The following is a 20464-nucleotide window of genomic DNA, read 5'->3' as shown; positions in this document are numbered from 1 at the left end:
CCTTAAATTTATACATATCTCATATCTTTTAATTTTTCAAAAAGCTTATCACAGATATCTTCTGAAGTTCCCTGCCATATTTCCTTGGCTAGATTTACTTCTGGTGGAAATATTCTTTCCACTTGAGTTGGAGAACCGCTTAACCCATACATTTTTTCATCTTTATCTTCAAAGTCATCTAAGCAATATGACCTTATTTCCCTACTTTTAGTTTCAAGTTTCTTTTTATAAGAAGGTAGTCTAGGTTCAAAGATATCCTTTTCAATTGTTAGCAAGCAAGGATATTCAACCTTTAACTTCTCCAATACATTTGTCAAATCTGCTTCTAATATAATAGAACTTTCCTTTATATCAATAATATTTTTCACATTAGCTACATGTGGAATATTTAAATACTCTGCAATCTCTGGTCCAACCTGTGCTGTATCTCCATCAGTTGTCTGTTTACCACACAAAATCAAATCAAAATTACCAGCCTTTTTTATTCCTTGTGAAATGGTATAGGAAGTTGCCAATACATCTGCGCCAGCAAACCTTCTGTCAGATATAAGCACTCCTTCGTCCGCTCCCATCATATAGGCTTCTTTTATAACTAATTCAGCCTGTGGCGGCCCCATACTAATAACCGTAACCCTTCCACCCACTTTAGCTTTTATTCTTAAAGCTGTTTCTAAAGCATATAGATCATATGGATTTATTTTTGAAGCAACACCATCTCTCTTCAAAACTCCTGTCTTTTCATCAACCTTAACCTTACTTGTTCCTGGAACCTGCTTAATGCATACTAGTATTTCCATAAGACTTCCTCCCTCTATCACAATATTAAAACCACTGGTATTATGGTCTGACCAGTATAACTATAAAATACCATACTTTACTAAATATTGCTAGATTTTTATTTAATTTCTTATAGAAAATTAATTTTCTGCTTTATTACTCTAAGGTAAAGTTTATGCTATAACTTAGAATTTCTTTATTAATTTTCTAAAATAGCAACCTAAACACTTATAATTACTAACCTTATATGTTATGAGCCTTTATGCTTTCCATAAAATAAAAAGGTATGCTAACTAAATTAGTTAACATACCTCTAAAAAATGTTATTTACTCAACTTAAATATTCACATTGGCTTATTTTATAAATACATCTAAAACTTTAACGTATATCTGTTTTATTTAGCTATGTATTCCTGAATCAAGTCTAAGTGTTGTCTCATAGCTTCTGATGCTGCATTTGGATTATGATCCTTTAACCCTTTTAATATAGCCTCATGCTGATTTACTAAAACACTTCTATTTTCACTAAACATTAGAATGCTTCCTCTAGCATCACTAATAAAAGAATCCATCAGAGAAGAAACTGCATTCATCATATTAATTATAAGTATATTTTTGGATGCTTTAGCTATATTGTAATGAAAGCTCTTATCCCACTTAACCTTTGAAGCTTCATCTTCAGCCTCAATTAAGTTAGCAAGACATTGACCAAGCTCAGTTATTTCCTCTTCAGTTATCTTAATAGCTGCTAAAGCAACGGTTTCAATCTCAATAACTCTTCTTAGTTCTAGTATATGTTCCTTGTTACTACCGTTTAACATAAAAATAAGTAAAAAAGGATTAACAAGACTTTCTTCAAAACTTTCCTTTATGAAGTTTCCTTCTCCCTGTCTCGCCTCTACAAGTCCTATGATTTGTAATGCGCTTAAGGCTTCCCTTATAGCTGCCCTACTAACCCCTAGCTGCTCTACTAATTCTCTCTCAGAAGGCAACTTGTCACCCTTTTTCAAGGTACCATCGGAAATCATAGTTTTGAACTGTTCTATTATTTGCTCATATACTTTTGTATTCTTAACTTGAGTAAACACTGTTCTTATCTCCTAACCAAAGAAAAATCAAATTATATTACATTAATCTTACTATATTATATAAATATTAACAACTGCAGTATAGATACACTTAGTAACTGTTTTAGATCATTTATACTGATAGTCGAATATTTTTTTTTACCATTTGCCATAAATACTCTAAAACCTTAGTGCTGCTAGGTTAATCTAATGAAAGCTTCTACAATTGACTTTGGACATTAAAAAAAGCCCCACGACAAACCCCTTACGTAAGCCGTGAGACCTTATATACTAATTTATATTTATAACTTAGTTAAATATTTTATATCGAATGCCATGTAGTGAAAAATAATTTTTTATCACAAAATTTGTATATTACATCAGTTTACTGTTAAATTAATAAATATCTTCACAAATTCTTAACAAAAACCAACTATTTCATTATATATAAAAATATATTCAATTTCAACTATTAAAATTACAATAGCAGCATTTTTTAATAATTAATTTATCTAGTACATGATAGACAATACAATGTGAAATCATTAGATTTACTACCATCTATTAGCATAATAAAAAAACCAGAACGATCTTCTACTATTTTGTATTTGATATTGGTATTATTGTTAGTTACATCCACTAGCTCATTTAATTCACTTTTCTTGCTTACTGATTTAAGGAACAAGTCATAATTAGAATAAAACTTGCCATCAGCTGGTATAAAATCAACTTTCTTAATCAATTCATCAAAGACAGGTTTATCATATTTAAACTTTACAAGCTGCGTACCATCGCCATGAAAACCGCTTATTTCATCTGATAGCACCTCTGTGTTTTTGATAGGTTTAGGTAGATCAACCTTCCAATTAGCCTTGATCATATAAGTTATGTCTTTAGTTTTGTTTATATAAGATCTAATAAACGTAAAGCTAGCAATTATTATAACAATAATCAAAATAAGCACTTTTAACTTTCTATGGTTCTTCATACTGAATCACTCCCCTATTACATAGGTTAACGTAATCTAACTCCTTAATCAACCATTAATGTTATCATTTCTCACAACAATAATAGACTCATACAGTAGTAATAAAGACAAGGTAACTTACTGGTAGGTAGATACATAATTCATAAATAGTAAAAGTATCTAATATATTACTGAATATTTCAATTATGTATTCAAGACAGTAAATTAGCCTTGTACATAGATTATTATCTAGGAACAAGGCTAATTTGTTCATACTAATATTGGGCCAAAATATTTCTTATTCAATAACTCTTAGCAAATCTCCAAATTGCTCCAAACTATAAGTTGCTTTTCCACTAGATACTGCATCCCCTATAGCAGCGCTATCCATTTGTGCTCCTATAGCTGCCTCAAGTCCTGCTACAGCATCTTCTACAACCAAACATTTTTTTGATGGAACATTTAAATATTCTGCTGCTTTCAAAAACACTTCTGGATCAGGCTTTGACTTTGTTATGTTGTTTCCATCAGAAATAGCATCAAAAAAATCTCCAAGACCTATTTGGCTTAGTATAAACCTTGCATTTTTGCTAGATGAACCAATTGCAAGCTTTACTCCTTTATTTCTAAGATCAATTAATGTTTTTCTTACTTCTTCACTTAAATCCTTTTCTGCCATGTTCTTTAGCAAATCTTTGTATATAGCATTCTTCTCTTCAGCATATCTTAGTTTTTCCACTTCAGCCATTGCTATATCATATCTTTCAAGGATAATATTGAAGCTTTCCATTCTACTTACTCCACGTAGTCTATTGTTTATAGTTTCGTTGAATTCTATATTAAGTTTATCAGCTACAGCCTTCCAAGCTTCATAATGGTATTTATCAGTATGGCAGATTACTCCGTCTAAATCAAAAATTATTGCTTCATATTTCATATTTATCCTCCAAATATATCCTATTTGTTTATGTTACTATTTTCATCCCCCAAGTGTATGATTAATATCTCGTATCTTCTCTTCCGCAGAAGGGGTCTATAGGGCTCACTCCTTTAAACTCGCTTTTCCCAACTATCTTTTCAACTACTTTTTCTAATACAAAATCATTATTTGAGTAGCAGTTAATAAATGTTTTAATCATTGGTGCATCTAGTAAGTGATATGGATTACCTACACTTATAAAAATTGCTGGAACTTCTTCCACAAACCAAGGAAGGTTATTTCCAAGTCCGAAGAAGGTATGCCAGTTTATGCGAGATACTGTCTTATTGCTTGCATTTTCTATATTTCCTATATATAGAACAAGATCATATTTACTCTTAAAATCAGCAACATTATCAAGAGGCATGCCGAAATCTTCTTTAACATACTCCGTAACCTGAAACCCCTCTGAAGTTAATAAAACTTTAATCTTATCATTTACACGTTTATTTGATGAAAATTCCCCTAATATCTGAAGTAATACTCTCTTATTTCTTTTAGCATCTATTGGAAGCAAATCTTGCGTATCCTTTACTAATGTAATTGCCTTATCAGCACAGTCATACGCCCAAACCTTATGCTCTTCACTGCTTATAACTTTAAGTTCTTCTTCCTTTGAATATAAACTTCCATCCTTTTGCTTCTTATGAAGCTTTAGAGCGGCTTTAGTAGCCAATATTCTTGTTAATGCTTCCTGTAGTCTTTCTTCTGTTATAATTCCATTTTTATAACCCTTCATCATAAAATCGTAATCTTCAGCTAAATCCTTATTGAATAAGAACATATCACAACCGCTAGCGATTGCAGTTGGTACTGATAACTCCCTACTCATTGCAGCGGTAAATCCCACCATCGGTGTAGCATCAGTAACTACCATTCCATTAAAACCTAACTGTTCTCTTAAAAGTCCATTAATTAGTTCAGAAGAAAGAGTTGCAGGAACTATGCTATTTTTTAAATCAGGATTAAACTTCTTTTGATATGAAGGCAAGGCTATATGGCCAATCATTGCAGTCAAAGCACCTGCTTCTATAAGTCCTCTATACACTTTACCAAAGGTTTCATCCCACTGCTCACATGATAAGGTGTTCACAGAAGTCAGAAGATGTTGATCTCTTTCATCAACACCATCTCCTGGAAAATGTTTTATAGAAACTGCTACATTACACTCTTTCGCTGCTCTTAAATATTCTAATCCATTAGCTAAAACTCTTTCAGGATTATCTCCGTAAGTTCTTACGTTGGTTATTGGATTTCTAAAGTTCATGTCTATATCAACAACTGGTGCAAAAGCCCAGTTACATCCAACGGCTGCACCTTCTCCACAAGCTATCTTTCCTAGCTTATATGCATATTCTGGATCATTTGTTGCTGCTACTTGCATCTGTTTTGCAAAGGCTGTACCATCTGTAGCTATACCATCTCCCCCTGCTTCCAAGTTGGCAGCTATAAGTAGAGGAACCTTAGAATTTCTTTGAAGAAAATTGTGAGTTTTTTGCATTTCCTTACTGTGTCCAGGTCTAAACAATATTCCTCCTATGTGCTTACTTAAAATTTCATGCTTTAGGTAATTTTCATCTGGAGACATTCCTATTGGACAAAAAAGCTGCCCTATCTTTTCCTCAATAGTCATTGAATTTATTGTATCTTCCACCCATTTTATATCCTCATCTGATAAGTAAAATGGCTTCTTCTTTAAATCAATCATCTTCTTACTCCTATCCATAATAATGTGAAATCTAAATTTTATTAATGCTGTCCTATCTTAATTAACCTTGTTATATCCATATATCAAAGGCTTCATGTATCAAAGCTTAATTATACAAGCTAGATACTCTAAGCTCTATGCGCTTATTTATCACGTATAACTTAGCAGTTGAATTAGGAATTGTATATTTTACTATCTTCTATATATCAAAACTAAGTGATAATTATACTAAATTAAACACGCTCATTAAATTTTTTATATATTATAAAATACTTATTGCCCTATGCTTTAACTCTCTATCAATTCTATTAAGTGCATAATCCCAATCAATACCTAAATCCATTCCCCCAGCGCTTATTTGCTTTAGTGTGTTTTGAAATAAGAAACCTAGGGCTGGATTACTTGCTAAGCTTGGAATAACCTCCTCCAGTATTTCTTTTACTTCTTTGTTTTCCATAAGCTCAAAAAGCTTGCTATCAAGACTATATATATGTCTATACTCCTTTGAAGGCATGTACTCAAAACTATAACTTCCTGGTGTAAGCTTACAAACTACATCGCACCCTACTTGAATCGCTCCTATTTCACTTTCAATTAATAAATTTTCACTTATCTTCACATTTTCCAATAGTGCATCAGGCAGAATTAGCTCCGCAGTAGTGTTAAACGGAATTTCAAATTCAAAACTTAATCTTCCTTCATCACTTAACTTCCAGCCGCTTACTATAGCTCCATTAGGAGAATTAAAGTTTGCTTTAGCATATGTTAAACTTCCATGTGGCGTTGGTTTAAGTGTTATCTTTCTAAATCCTGGCATCTCTTCCACTGGATTTATGCCACACATATTTCTATACATCCATTCTGCAATAGACCCATAAGAATAGTGATTTAAAGAATTCATTCCTGTATCCCCAATTGATCCGTCTGGAAGTACAGAGTTCCAACGTTCCCAAATAGTTGTAGCACCAAGCTTTACTGCATATAACCAGCTTGGATAATCATCATTTAGCAATAATCTATAAGCATCTTCGTTGGCACCATTTTCTGATAATACTCTACAAAAATAAGGAGTTCCAACGAAACCAGTGGTTAGATGCATATTGTCCATATCTAGTTTTTCTCTTAGATCCTTTATAGTTCTTTCTCTATGCTCTTCTGGAACTAGATCCATATAAAGTGCCACAATCATTGCTGTTTGAGTGTTTATAGCACTTCTTCCACTAGGTGTAAAATACTCTCTTAGTATAGCTTGTTTTATTTCTTCAGCTAAGTTTGAATACTCTTCAGAAATCTCTATTTTCCCTAGAACTTTTGCAGCCTTAGCAACTAATCTAGCTGAGTAACAGTAATACGATGAAGCTATATAGTACTTATCTGTTCCACCGGTTAATTCTGAAGGGTTCTTTGCATCTAAAGCTAACCAGTCAGCAAAATGAAAGCCTACAGTCCAAAGTCTTCTCCCTCCAGTACTATCGTCGACACCTTTGATATAGTCAACCCAGTCCTTCATAGTTTCAAATTGCTGTGCTAAAAGTTCCTTATCTCCGTAGTGTAGGTACAATGTCCAAGGAATTATTGTTGCTGCATCTCCCCAGGCAGTAGAACCATTTCCATTAACTATACCTATTGGTTTTTTTGGCTTTATAGAAGGCACCACAAATGGTACTGAGCCTCCTAACCTCTTTTGTTCCTCACGTAAATCAAACATATACTTCGTGTAGAACGCTGGTGAATACATATTGAAGCAAGCTGTTGATGCAAATACCTGTGCGTCTCCTGTCCATCCCATTTTTTCATCACGTTGAGGACAATCTGTTGGCACATCAAGGAAGTTTCCTTTTTGACCCCATTGAGCGTTTTTAAATAACTTATTTACAAGGGTATTAGAAGTTTCAATACTTCCCGTAGTCTCTATGTCTGAGTATATTACGCAACCAGTAAAGTCATCTAAACTAACTTCTTTGAATCCAGTAATCCTTACGTATCTAAAACCGTAATATGTGAAATGAGGCTGAACCACTTTAGCATTTCCATCACTTATATATCTAAACTCTGCCTTTGCTGTACGAAGATTATCTCTATAGAAGCATTCCTCCTGAAGGATCTCTCCAAACTCTAAAAGAAGTTCCTGTCCTTTTTCGGCAAAAGCTTTAAAGCTTACCCATCCAGTCATGTTTTGCCCCATATCCAAAACTGTTTCACCTTTTTTGGTATGTATTATCTCTATAGGCTTAATCTCTTCTTTTATCTTAACTGGTAAGCTTAGCCTTGCCGTCAGCTTTTCATATCCAATATCTAATAGTTCTACACCACTCCAATCACTTTCATCAAGACCTGGCTTAGACCATCCTACTACTTCGGCATTAGCATCATATATTTCGCCATCATACAATCCACTGAATTTTACTGGAGATTCTATAGCTTTCCAACTTTCGTCAGTTCCAATAATTACTGTCATTCCATTCTTTAAAGTAACTACTATTTCACAAATTAAAGCAAACTTATCTCCATAAAGCTCATTGTAACCACCATCGAATCCATATCTGCCTTTATAAATTCCATTTCCAAGCATTACGCTTAAACAATTATCCCCTCTATTTAGTAACTCTGTTATATCGTAGGTTTGATATTGAAGCCAAAAATCATAGGCATTAAACCCAGGCGCAAAATACTCTTCGCTAGCTTTTTTTCCATTGACCTCAAACTCATATAGTCCAAGACCACAGATATAAACCCTTGCTGAAGTAGCTTCTTCTGGAAGCACAAATTTCTTTCTTATTATTGGATGAAGATCTTTATGGAACTTTGGTGTAACCCACTTAGCTGTCCATGGTTCTTCCATCTTAGCTGTTTCAAACCATGCGATTTCGCTAACTTCACTATCCCCACTATCCCCCCAAACAGTGACTCTCCAAAAATAACGAGTTCTAGCACTTATATTAATATCAGGATAGAAGGCTAAACTATCTATATGCTCTTCTTTACCACTGTCAAAAACTATGTATTTAAAGTCTTCATCCAAAGATATTTCCACTCTTGCTGCAGTTTGATATTTAGAAACTGTATCATCTGTAATCCAAGACATACGAATTTTCCCTAATTCAAACCCCAATGGATTTGTAATATGATTGGTTCTCAAATTCTTAACTCTCATTATTTACAACCTCTATTCTTATTTTTTCTAAGCATGGATTTGTTATCATATATACAGTGCATTTACAAATCTAATATTTATACACTCTACTTCCAACACTACTAAAACGGAAAGTTTATATAAATTAAAGCAATATATATTTATATACATTTTTTAATAAGCTAAAGAACATAGCTTTATATTGTTGTCATGGATAAAAGCTCATATATCCATTACATCTAAATTGTAAAATATATAGCTTAAGAAACAAATGTAGTTATTTATTTAAAACAATATGCATTTTTTAATCTCTGCCTATATTCTTAGATGCTGCTAACAACTCAAACCTTCATTAATTTCTCTATGCATAGAATTGAAAGCCCAAATAATACTAAAGCGCAGTTACTTATATAGGATAAGCATTAATATAAACTTATTAAGGTAAATGAAACTAGCTACATAAAGATGAAAAAATGTACTTTGATTCTTTCTAAAATATAGGAGAGCATGCATCAGAAAAATGTAAATTTTCCTATGCATGCTCTCACAAAACTCTATAGACTTGTTTCTTAATTGCTGTTAAAACATTAGCTTTTCTATGCTTTCTTGAAGTTTCTTTCTTGAAGTTCTTTTAGTATAGTTGGATACTCCTTATCTAATTTATAAGGGACCAATATTAATATTTGAATAACTAGTACAGCTATAGGTATAAATATAAACAATGCCTTGATTGAAGAAATTGCTGATGCGGATTGGACTGCTGCTCCTCCCACATATCCACCTGCTGCTAAAACCCAACCTATAAGTGCGCCGCCAAGTCCTGAACCAGCTTTTCCACCATAGCTTTGTGCACTGAATACTAAACCTTCAGTCCTGTTACCAGTCTTCCACTCCCCGTACTCAACTGAGTCAGCAAGCATGGCAAATCCTACCCCAGTTCCAGGTGCTGTTCCAATACCTCTTATTACCGCCCCAACTATTACCATACCTGCATTGGTTGGGTTAAGTAAAGTTATCACATATCCTACTATCGTAATTATATTTCCAGCTATGTTCATATTTCTTTTACCAAATTTCTTTACAAAAGGTGCTAGTACAAATAGTCCGCCAATCATTGGTAATAACATAGCCATTGAAAGAGTTCCAACAAGATTTGGATTGCCTAGTATATAAGTAGCGTAGTAAACATTTACTCCCATGGAAATAGCCATATTAACGCCGTTTGCAAGACCATTGGCAGTTAGAATCACCCAATATTTATTCTTAAACAAGCCTTTTAATCCCTCTAATACTGGAACATTTTCTTTGCTTGAATGTTCAACTTCTGCAGCAGTTCCTACTCTTTCTTTTGTAAAGAAAAAAGTTATAAAGAATAATATGCAAGCTATAATACCAAAGGCTAAATATGCTAATGTCCAGCCTTTTTGTCCTCCACCTAATGCATTGACTACTGGTAAAGTGAGCATTGTAATTCCAAGACTTGAAACCAAAGAAAATATCATTCTAACAATGTTTAATACTGAACGATCATATTGGTCTTGTGTCATCAAGGAACTTAATGTTCCATAAGGCACATTTATAGATGTATATATAATATTAACAATATTGTAAGTTAAGAATATATAAATAAGCTTGCCACTCTCACCTAAATTAGGTACAGAAAATAAAAGTACTGTTGCTACTGCGAAAGGTATACTCATTCTTAAAATCCAAGGACGAGCTTTTCCATACTTTGACTTAGTTCTATCGACAACAAATCCCATTATAATATCAATTATTCCATCAAGCAAACGTGAAATAAGCATTATAGAACCAATAGCAGCTGCACCTACTTTTGCAACATCAGTATAATAAAATACTAGAAACGCTCCCATTGAAGAAAATATTATGTTATTTGCAAAATCACCACATGCATACGATATTTTTTCAAAAAATCCAATCTTACCTGTAGAGATATTTTTAGATGTATTAACGTTTGTACTCATTTTTCATCCCCCTCGGAAAAAATAGTTTTAAAATTTTTCTCTCGCTGAAATTTGTTAAATCACTTTTAGATAATCGGCTTATTTATATGCATTTTTTAACCAATAACTTAAAGAAGATTATGAAGTTTATATTACTTACCATCGATGATATCGTTTATATTGCTATTATAATGCATATACATAGCTTAACAAACTGCATAATTTACTATGATACATATGCATTTTTTAACCTGATTTATTTTTCTCTGAGGATAATATATCTTTTGTACACTGGGATATAATTTCTTGTTTACAGGAGGTTTTAAACCCGTTAATATTAGAATTATAATAAACTACATTAAATTTTGCATATAGAATATTGAGTTTTTTCACAGTTTTCTATACATTAAAGAATACTCACCAATAGTTTTTACTTTCATAAAATGCTGTACATAAGTGAAGGAACCTATACTTAAATTTGTATTCTTAGGTAATTCAGGAGCTGCTAAAGTCTCAAATAACTATTTTAGAACTAGAACCAAAATACTTTTGCTTAGATTACAATTTAAATATTATATATGTGCAATTTAATATTTTGACAAGGTGATAATATGACTATAGATGAATTAGATAAATACCTTAAAACCTATACAATAGATGAACTTTTCTATAAGGATTACTATTTAGCAAAAAAGGATCCTGCAAACCTTAAAGATTTTATTGATAATGTAGATGTAGCTCTCATTAAGGAAAAAAGTCTTATCGTCCCAGATATAGACGATGTAGATATAATGGAACCATACCTACTTATAGAGGACTATGTATTTGAGAGCAAAAAAGATTATAATATTTTGGCCTCTAAACATTTCAGATATACACCTGAATTTACTCATAAACACGCTTTCTTTGAAATGATATATGTACATTCTGGTAAATGCGAGCAAAATATTATGGGTGATAAAATTCTGCTAAACGAAGGCGACATATGCATTGTTCCGCCTGACGTGGAACATTCCATATCAGTATTCGATGATTCTGTTGTAATAAATGTAATAATAAGAAGTACAACCTTCAACGATACATTTTTAGAAGTTCTTAGTGAAGAAAACATTCTTTCTTCATTTTTCACAAAAATCTTATATACAAAGAATTATAATAACTACATTATCTTCAGAACGAATAACAGTGACTCAATCAGAAACTTTATGGGGAATATTATCATTGAAAGTATTGAAAATCAGCAGTATAGCAATAAAATATTAGATAATTTTCTTATGATCTTATTTGCTCATCTGCTAAGAGATAAAAAGCATACTGTGGAGCTACCTCAAGAACTTCAAAAAAGCAACCGACAGCTTACTTCAATACTGACTTATATTCAAGGTAACTATAAGACTGTGTCTCTCGAGGATCTATCTAAAGAATTTCACTTCACAGTTCCTTATTTAAGTAAACTTATAAAAGCTAATACAGGTCATACCTTTAAGGAGATGATCCAAACCATAAAACTTAATAAAGCCATAGAACTTTTGACCTCTTCAGATCTAAAGATTAGAGATGTAAGTGATCTTATTGGGTATGAAGACGATAATCATTTTATCAGAACATTTAAGAAAGTTTATGGGGTTTCACCTAATCAGTACCGAAAAAAAATAATGGACTAATATTTTAGCCACAGTAATGTAAGAATTCTTCGCGGATTCTCTTATCAACACTTTTGTTTTTAGGCATATTAAAAGCACTTACTAAATAAAAATAGTAAGTGCTTTTATACTTAATTAATATTAGATGTCAAAACATAACCCCGCCTACTATTGGCAACTGATTTTAGTATAACATCATGAATTTAACCTCATCCATTCATCACTACTTATTACATTACTAAACTTTAAACTTTGTGTAATTAAAGTAACTTTATGAAGCTCCTCACTGCTTACAATCCCAACTTTATTATTTACATCTATGGTTCCAGTAGCATCTGATAAGAATTCAACGTGGTATCCTTTATGGAAGGCTTCCCTTGCTGTTGTATCACAGCACATTTGAGTCATATATCCTGAAATAACCACTCCTGTTATACTTTCTTTTTTCAATATTTCTTCTAAGTTCGTTTCATGGAAACTGCTTGGTTTGATTTTTTCAATAAGATAGTCATAAGATTTCTCAGAAATCTTTGGATGTATCTGCCACTCATTTGAATTCTTAATGAAGGTATCTCCTGATATAGCTGTATGTTGAACAATTATAATAATCATATTATTTTTATGTGCATAATCCATTACCTTTACAATATTATCAAGACTATTACTAGGGTAAGTTACCTTTAGCTTACCAGTAAAATATTCATTTTGGACATCAATTACAAGTAGTGCTTTTTTCATTTTTATTCCACCTTTACATTTAATGATTTAATTATATCTGTTATACTAATGTTATCTTAAATTAAGGTTGAAATGTGAAAGGAATCCATTGGTTTTCCTTTAAAAATGAAAGGATTTTTCGCATTATGTTTGATGAAATAGATTTGAAAATTTTAGATATATTAAAGATTAACTCAAAGATATCCCTTAAAGAAATTGGCGAGCATGTACATCTAACCCCACAAGGAGTATCTAACCGAATCATACGCCTTCAAGACTTAGGTATTATAACTCAATATACTATATGCACTAACAATTCTTTACTCGGTAAAAATATCACTGCATTTATTACCATCTTTATGAAAACTACAAAACATGATAACTTGGTTAAGTTTATTAAATCAAATACAATTATAACTGAGGCTCATAGAATTAGTGGTGATGGCTGTTACTTACTTAAAGTAGTATGTTCCAATATGGATGAAATTAATTTATTACTTGATAATATTATGGAATTTGGCACCTACAGATTAAATTTATCTACCTCTACAATTACTGGATAGATATTATACTTAATATTTATTTCAAACTAAATAATTGTATATCTCTTAATACAAGTTTTTTTAGAATTTAACCTATGTGTTTTCACATTTTTTATAGCCTAGGAATATTTGTTTCACCAAAAAATCAATTTAGACTGTGAAATTAAGGCCCATTATCTTACATTAAGTCGCAGTTTTAAATTATCCAAAGAGAACAGTAAGGATATAACTGTAAAATCAAGAATAAAGGCGTCATCCGTAATAATAAGTGACTTATCAATTAATATATTTCTTTTGTAATATAAATCTATATACTGAGCTCTATGTTTAAGACTATAGTCAAATTAGTGAAATTTTTTATACTCTTACTAATACTATAGACAAAAATTATTCCATTATCTAATTTAGATTCAATCCAATTGTACCTATTAAGATAAAACTTACGAATATTATTTTAGACAAATTTATGGATTCTTTAAAAAATATGACACCAATAATAGATAATAGTACTATACCAACACCTGACCAAATAGCATATGCAGTTCCTATTTCTAACTTCTTTAGAGCCAAGGTTAACATGCTTAAACTTAGAACATAAAAAATCAACATAACTATAGCATATTTAACATTTGAAAAGCCATCTGACAGCTTCATAAAGGTGGTTCCTGAAACTTCAAATGTTATTGCTAAAATCAAAAAAATCCAACTCAATTTCAACACCTCTCCCAATTGTCTATTAATAAACCTTTTATAAATAGTAAAGGATAAATAATTAAATATAAATTAAAAATCCACCATATTGGATCAAAGTCATATCTTATTACCCAAAATGAAATAGCCTGCAAACCTGAACATATAGTTAACACAAGCGAGATCAAGCTAACTTTCCTCCATAATATGTTTTTCTTATTATGTAAATATACACCTAAAAATCCTGTTATTGAAATTGCCATATCAAGCGGAAAGAATGACCAATTCCATGCAACTAAAATAGGATCAGTGTAATCTTTAAATAATAGATTCTGTGGAATTAAATGAAAAAGAGTAATAAACCAATAAATCATAAATCCTATATCTGTAATTAAAATAAATTTTTTTAAATTTTTCATTATAACTTCCTCCAAGAAATTAACTAACTTCAATTCAGTAATATATCCTTACGGTTCTATAAGTTTATCTACTACTTTCTGTAATAGATTATCAACAATATTAATTTCTTCATCAGTTAAGAAATCACTAAAGGTATTTGATAATTTTTCATACAGCTTATTATCTCCTTCAATAATTCTAATTGCTTTATCCGTAAGATTTAAAAAATAAACCCTCTTGTCCTCTTTAGATTGAATTTTTACTATTAATTCATTCTTTTCTAATCTTTTTACTAATGCTGAAATTGCAGGCTTTGTTAAATTAAGTTTTGTCGCTAATTCTCCAAGTTTAGGTGCACCCAGTTGATAAATCGATGTAAGATAGTAATAATCGTTCATATTAAAATTACTAATTTGTGCCTCGGATAAGGTATTACTAATATTGCTAATAGACTGCTTCCAAAAATAATTTGCAATTAAGGCTATATTGTTCTCAATCATATCTATTCCCCCTTTATTTAAATGGTTAAATAAATTTAATTAAATTCTTTTAACCATTTTATCATTTATTTATTACCAAGTAAAGAAAAAATAACCAATAAATAAAATGAAACCCAGTCATTATTAAGCTCTCTGCCTTATTAATGACTGGGTCTCTACCAAAAATGTTTTCAAAACTATTTTAAATTTAATACTTATAATTATTATTTCGATTCTAATCACAATACTATCATTAATGGCTACAAATGAAATATTATGATGTAATACCCATTTCTTTATTCTTTTCTATCCTCTATAATATTTAATGACCTTATTACCTTTCTGCTAATAATTTCTTCACCATCATTTTCTTTAATATCAGTCAGCAAATCTATAATAATTTGGTCATTAAAACTTTCAAAAATTCTCACTTGTTACTGGCAAGTGTATAATAAAAAATCCTTAGCTTATTATCCTTACAGCAAGGGATAGTCTTCTATGGGCCATAGTATTATGTTACCTAAATATTTATGTTAATTAGCGTACTATGTTTGCAAAATTAATTGTATATTTTGAGTATCATATGTTATGAATCTTTATCAATTAATACACTTAATTCTTTAATGCCAATTGAGTTTTTTAACCTTCCATTAATATGACAAATAAAATTTATTACTTCTTTACTCCTTATACGGACTAAATTAATAAATTTATCTTTTTCTACTATATCTACTATTCCTATTTTGTTAAACAAATCAATTTTTCTCTCTCCTGTAACTAAGAAATTAATATTTTCAACTTCAGATTCTAGCTTAGTAATAAATATTTTATCATCCCTCATATCCAGTTCTAGCCAATATGGTGTATCAGGAATATAGCATATAGCATAACTATTACCGTTAAGTTCAATAATTGCTCTGTTCAATAATGTAAGCCAGAATATAATTAATTCGTTTCCAAATGGTATATCTTTATGAACATACCCAAACCTTATTCTTTCAAAGACAATCTCAAACTGTCCTTCGACTATCCCACACTTGTTGAAACTCATGAGTTCACAATCTCTCAATCTTTTTATTTCTTCCTCTAGAATAAGCCAATTTATTTCCATGTTAATACCCCGTTAATATCAAAAACTCTTTTAGTTTATAGCCTATCCGATCCAATACTATCTTGAATCTACAATTAAAACTATTCTACTATCTCCATAATTAATTGCTAATATAGGCATAGCATTCTTAATTATATAGTTGCTATCCAAATTCAATAACTACATTTCCATATATTTATTGAATTTTAACGAATAATATACTGTTACAATCTAAAGCTAATACTTTTTTCGATGCTTTTTAGTAAATCATATAAATAGCAACTTTCTGCTAATTTATCTTTTTAAGAAAACTATATTTCAGCACTTTAAACTATCTTCACTAACATTATTCTTCAAATCACTATGCTTTGCTTTTTATCAGAAATTAGTTATTTAGTTATTAAACTAGTGCTAGAAGATATCAAAGCTTATTTATATATACAATTGTCATTTAACTAACTTTGGATCTTTATAACACCACTCAGAATCAAACGGAAGCTTTCTCAATTTTTCCATATCATCTAAACTAAATACCCATTCATAGGAATCTACCCAAAAATAATCCTTAGGATTTAATTTTAAATATTCATATATAAAATTAAAGACTAGTTCCTCTCTATCAGAAATATTTTCAGCATATGCTATTTCATATAGTTTTCCACCTTTCTCTACCCAATCAAATTCATTATCTAAATCAAAAATTCCTTTTTTTATACCGAGAACACAAAAAATAATTTGAGGCGTTTCGTCAGTTATATTCACAGTTCTGTCAATTATATTAAATCTTGTGTTGGCAAAACTACCATCATTTAAAAAATTAGTTTGATTTTTAAAATACAGCATGAGTCCTGCCCTAAATGTAGCACTTAAGGTATCAGACATAACTTTTTCAGTTGAATAATCAAGTCTTCTTTTTAGTATTGATCCTGGTGTTGACATTTTATTTCACTACTCCTTTCACCACATATATTGAATTTATTGCAAATTCAATATCATTGCCACTTATTTGTTGTGTTAATAACAATTATACATACATAACAATAAAACAGTTAAATGAAGAAATTAAAAAAGTTCAAAGATTACCTCTTTTGTGTACTTCCTTTATGTATTACGTGTGTATTATCTATATAGTTTTAAGAGATTCCATTGGATTTTGAGTACATTTAATTATATGAAAATAATTCAATGCTTTTACTTGTATTTGTAGAATATGTGCTTAGTAAAAAATAATGAACTAGCATAATTAATTCAGCATATTTTCCACTTATGATTGCAATTGTATCACCATCAGTAATTACTTATATTTTCTAAGTTCTTGCATATAGTCTTAATTGCCAAGCTTGAATTAATAATATAATCTGTCTTTGTATTAATACTACTGTCTGCTATGGAAGTACAGAAGTACTTTTCATTACTTAATACCAACCTCTTATTTGCTCTAAGGAGCGTGGCTATTAGCCCTTTATGGTTTAGCACCAATCATTCCTTCCTTGTGCTGACTCTTAACGTACAAGGGTAATTTTTAAAAAAGAAAAGTCTTATTTTATAATTACATTAATACATTATCAATTTTACTCCAACAAATACAAGTAGTACCATTAGCATTTTCATGGATAATTTATTGACTTTGTTTGAAAACTTAAGACCTAGCCATTCCAATGGGCCTAACATTATTCCTATACCACAAATAATAAATCCTCCCCCTACTAACTGAGGAAAACTTGAATTACCAAGCATTGATATGCCAGTTATACTAATCCATATGCCCATACATAGAAACCCCATTGTTTCTCCTATTGAGTTTCCACAATATATGTGAAATGATTTAAAAATGATTTCAATTGTTTCTTTCTTTTCAGGGATAGTATTCTCATCTAAATATTCTTTTGATAGGCTATCAGCTAAAAATACCCATCGCATAAGTCCTAAGACATAAAAAATACCAGAAGCTATACCAAATACCTCCCCTATCATCAGATAAGGAGTATCATTTCTGTTGAGAATTTTATATAATATTGCTGACATTGGAATAAGCATTAATGAACTTAACGCAAAACAAGACCAGAAGATCTTCAGTTTTACTCCTCCCTCATAAAATCTCCTCAATATGATATCAGAAGATGACCTCAATATTTGAGGATAATTGAAAATCTTAGTGATGCCTATTTGACTAATAGTAAATCCTAAAGCGACTATTATAATAAAAACTCCTGAAATCCTATAAAATGTAATAATATTCATTACAAATTCCTCCTATACTTTATATTGCAATAGTGTTTAGTTGCTAAACACTATTGCAAAAAATAATCATTTTGAGTCTAAGAAATTTTCTAATACATTTAAAATATCTAAAAAAGTTTCAATGTTTTCCTCCGATAAATAATCCAAGCGTTGTGAGATCTCAGCATAAAGCTCTTTGTGGTACTCTTCATGTCCATTATATACAATAACTCCTTTTTCAGTTAGTTCTAAAGAAACTTCATTTTCAGTATCAGATACCAACTTCTTATGTACCATACCTTTTTTTATTAGTTTATCTACCATTTGAGAAACAGCACCCTTAGTTATTCCTAAATATTGAGCTAATTCAGTTACATTGATTTTGTTATTCTTTCCTATAGCCTCAATTGTATGAGCTTCGGATCTATATAATAAGTCTTTAGTACCATAATATTTGGGTTTCTTTTCTGATCTATTATATTTATACATAACTTTTTCAAATTTATGTATCATAGCTTCTGTGTTTAATTTTTCAGACATTATATCATTCCTCCATATGTTTAGCAGCTAAACACTATGATATACCAATAGTAAATTTATGTCAATATATTTATGTTTGATTAATTAGCTTTGTTTGACTCTTCTTTAAATTTTATTATGACCTTGTCATAGATTTACTCTAACATCTTAATCCTTTCCCTCCTTCTCTTAAACCAATCCATCTAACACACTCTAAACTACTTATTAACTTAGCTATTATAAATAAAATGCCCTATGTGAATGGCAAAATTAAATGGAGATATTTCGGCAAACAAAAATGGAGAAAATTCACCAGTGTAGTTCAATAATACTCCTACCTTTGATAGAATAGAATCGTTGTTCATCAGAGGAGGATACAGAATGAAGCAGGAACTTCCTAATGAAGAGAAAACATGATCTAAAAATTTAGATTATATGAAGTTTATAGAAATATTTAATACTAAAGGCCGCAGAAGCGCTAGAAATTATGTTAAAGAAAATATTCCATTTAATTATGATTATTTTATAAAACTAGTTAAGAGATATACAGGGTATCAGTATAATAAAGAATCAAAAAAGTTTGAATTGTTAAAAGCTGCTGAATCTCAATTTATGAGTATTGATGCTTTATTAAATAAACCTAAGGATATAGAATCTATCCCTAAGGCTATATACTACAAGGATCCACTCGATGAATTGAATTTAGATCTTCTTCGAGATAGCTTAATAGAGCTATCGAAATATATAAAAATTAAGTCAAGTACCAAGTCTATTGAAATAAACCTTATTCGCCTACGCAAAGGCGGGTACCACATAGAATTAATAGGCTAATGACTAAACAACTGTAAAAACATGACGAACTATACCATAACACCTTACTTTGTCTCCATAAACTTATTCACAATGGTCTTAAGCCATTTTATGTATAAGGTTATGCGGTAAACAAATCAAAGTAGATATATTACATATTTTCTATAGTTTAATATAAACACCGGAAATACTGCTGATATAGGCACTTCATTGTGGATTACAATATAATCCTAAGGGCTTAAAGAACCTATTTAGTAGAATCCATTTTTTTTTTGCAATTCTTTTACTGTTTCAGTTGAGTTTATAGCAACTAGGTACTTATGAGGAAATATTATTTTTAGTGATAGCCCGTTCTCATCTCCTTCTTTAGGTGCTTTATGGTTTACTACAGAATACGTACCATTCGAATCCTCTTTAACTATAACAACTAATGGGTTAGATCCTCCAGCACTTGTACCAGATTTGAATAATGTATACATATATACGTATTTAAGTCCAAATTTTTTATCAATTCCATAAATTTTATGAGCTTCATATTTTTCACTTGATGATACATTAGACCAATTGAAATAATTATTTTTTATATAATCTGATAACACCGCATCTAGATCTTTTTTATTCAAATTTTGTGAATATACAATATTATGCTTTGACGGTGCATAATATCGTAAAAAAGATAAGAATCCTATTGATGCTATTATAATTAGTAGAATGATAGTAATGATATTTTAAATTTTTTATTCATTATTACTTCCTAATA

The 20464-nt window shown here is 30.5% G+C and carries 19 protein-coding genes; 3 read left to right on the top strand and 16 right to left on the bottom strand.

The annotated features are described in order from the left end of the window. Positions 1–8 precede the first annotated feature (8 nt). The 7 genes from GXK57_RS06335 to GXK57_RS06305 form a co-directional block, all read right to left on the bottom strand. On the bottom strand, positions 9–797 hold the full coding sequence (locus tag GXK57_RS06335) for an electron transfer flavoprotein subunit beta/FixA family protein (RefSeq protein WP_160673169.1): 789 nt from the start codon (positions 795–797) through the stop codon (positions 9–11). A gap of 375 nt (positions 798–1172) precedes the next feature. Next, entirely contained in the window at positions 1173–1865 is a 693-nt protein-coding gene (locus tag GXK57_RS06330) for a FadR/GntR family transcriptional regulator (RefSeq protein ID WP_160673166.1), read from the bottom strand. Between the two features lie 487 nt (positions 1866–2352). After that, complete coding sequence (locus GXK57_RS06325) at positions 2353–2832, bottom strand: hypothetical protein (RefSeq protein ID WP_160673163.1); 480 nt, start codon at positions 2830–2832, stop codon at positions 2353–2355. 277 nt (positions 2833–3109) lie between these two features. Next, positions 3110–3748 (bottom strand): beta-phosphoglucomutase, encoded by a 639-nt coding sequence (pgmB, locus tag GXK57_RS06320; RefSeq protein WP_160673160.1) that lies wholly within the window; start codon positions 3746–3748, stop codon positions 3110–3112. A 61-nt stretch (positions 3749–3809) separates the two neighbouring features. Then, positions 3810–5498, bottom strand: a complete 1689-nt coding sequence (locus GXK57_RS06315; RefSeq protein ID WP_160673157.1) for a glycoside hydrolase family 3 N-terminal domain-containing protein — start codon at positions 5496–5498, stop codon at positions 3810–3812. A gap of 262 nt (positions 5499–5760) precedes the next feature. Further along, positions 5761–8652, bottom strand: a complete 2892-nt coding sequence (locus tag GXK57_RS06310; protein WP_160673154.1) for an alpha-L-rhamnosidase — start codon at positions 8650–8652, stop codon at positions 5761–5763. A gap of 575 nt (positions 8653–9227) precedes the next feature. Next, positions 9228–10616, bottom strand: a complete 1389-nt coding sequence (locus GXK57_RS06305) for an MFS transporter (RefSeq protein ID WP_160673151.1) — start codon at positions 10614–10616, stop codon at positions 9228–9230. A 590-nt stretch (positions 10617–11206) separates the two neighbouring features. Here GXK57_RS06305 and GXK57_RS06300 point away from each other — a divergent pair. Then, positions 11207–12259 carry an AraC family transcriptional regulator gene (locus tag GXK57_RS06300; RefSeq protein WP_160673148.1) on the top strand — a complete coding sequence of 351 codons (1053 nt, stop codon included), beginning with the start codon at positions 11207–11209 and terminating at the stop codon, positions 12257–12259. A gap of 174 nt (positions 12260–12433) precedes the next feature. Here GXK57_RS06300 and GXK57_RS06295 read toward each other — a convergent pair whose 3' ends face one another. Next, the gene (locus GXK57_RS06295) at positions 12434–12976 is read right to left on the bottom strand and encodes a cysteine hydrolase family protein (RefSeq protein WP_160673145.1); all 543 of its coding nucleotides are present in this window, start codon (positions 12974–12976) and stop codon (positions 12434–12436) included. Positions 12977–13101: 125 nt separating this feature from the next. On the opposite strand from GXK57_RS06295, the gene GXK57_RS06290 reads away from it, so the two are divergent. Next, positions 13102–13518, top strand: coding sequence for an Lrp/AsnC family transcriptional regulator (locus tag GXK57_RS06290; protein ID WP_160673142.1), 417 nt, complete (start codon positions 13102–13104; stop codon positions 13516–13518). 378 nt (positions 13519–13896) lie between these two features. On the opposite strand, the gene GXK57_RS06285 is transcribed toward GXK57_RS06290, so the two are convergent. The 7 genes from GXK57_RS06285 to GXK57_RS06255 form a co-directional block, all read right to left on the bottom strand. Beyond that, positions 13897–14208, bottom strand: coding sequence for a multidrug efflux SMR transporter (locus tag GXK57_RS06285; protein ID WP_160673139.1), 312 nt, complete (start codon positions 14206–14208; stop codon positions 13897–13899). 2 nt (positions 14209–14210) lie between these two features. Continuing rightward, positions 14211–14606, bottom strand: a complete 396-nt coding sequence (locus GXK57_RS06280) for a YvaD family protein (RefSeq protein WP_160673136.1) — start codon at positions 14604–14606, stop codon at positions 14211–14213. A gap of 48 nt (positions 14607–14654) precedes the next feature. Then, positions 14655–15086: a MarR family transcriptional regulator gene (locus GXK57_RS06275; RefSeq protein ID WP_160673133.1), complete on the bottom strand. Its 432-nt coding sequence runs from the start codon at positions 15084–15086 to the stop codon at positions 14655–14657. 565 nt (positions 15087–15651) lie between these two features. Further along, the gene (locus tag GXK57_RS06270; RefSeq protein ID WP_160673130.1) at positions 15652–16176 is read right to left on the bottom strand and encodes a hypothetical protein; all 525 of its coding nucleotides are present in this window, start codon (positions 16174–16176) and stop codon (positions 15652–15654) included. A 426-nt stretch (positions 16177–16602) separates the two neighbouring features. Continuing rightward, positions 16603–17094: a hypothetical protein gene (locus GXK57_RS06265; RefSeq protein WP_160673127.1), complete on the bottom strand. Its 492-nt coding sequence runs from the start codon at positions 17092–17094 to the stop codon at positions 16603–16605. A gap of 615 nt (positions 17095–17709) precedes the next feature. Continuing rightward, a complete protein-coding gene (locus tag GXK57_RS06260; RefSeq protein ID WP_160673124.1) occupies positions 17710–18396 on the bottom strand; it encodes a DUF4386 family protein in 687 nt (228 codons plus the stop codon). Between the two features lie 66 nt (positions 18397–18462). Beyond that, the gene (locus GXK57_RS06255) at positions 18463–18915 is read right to left on the bottom strand and encodes a MarR family transcriptional regulator (RefSeq protein ID WP_160673121.1); all 453 of its coding nucleotides are present in this window, start codon (positions 18913–18915) and stop codon (positions 18463–18465) included. A gap of 414 nt (positions 18916–19329) precedes the next feature. Here GXK57_RS06255 and GXK57_RS06250 point away from each other — a divergent pair, with 414 nt between their 5' ends. Beyond that, a complete protein-coding gene (locus GXK57_RS06250) occupies positions 19330–19725 on the top strand; it encodes a hypothetical protein (protein ID WP_160673118.1) in 396 nt (131 codons plus the stop codon). Between the two features lie 230 nt (positions 19726–19955). Here GXK57_RS06250 and GXK57_RS06245 read toward each other — a convergent pair whose 3' ends face one another. Continuing rightward, positions 19956–20327, bottom strand: a complete 372-nt coding sequence (locus GXK57_RS06245; RefSeq protein WP_243156377.1) for a hypothetical protein — start codon at positions 20325–20327, stop codon at positions 19956–19958. Positions 20328–20464 lie beyond the last annotated feature (137 nt).

It is taken from the genome of Clostridium sp. C8-1-8 (genome assembly GCF_009928445.1).
GTDB lineage: Bacteria > Bacillota > Clostridia > Clostridiales > Clostridiaceae > Clostridium_AR.
This window is presented reverse-complemented; position numbering and strand designations above follow the sequence as displayed.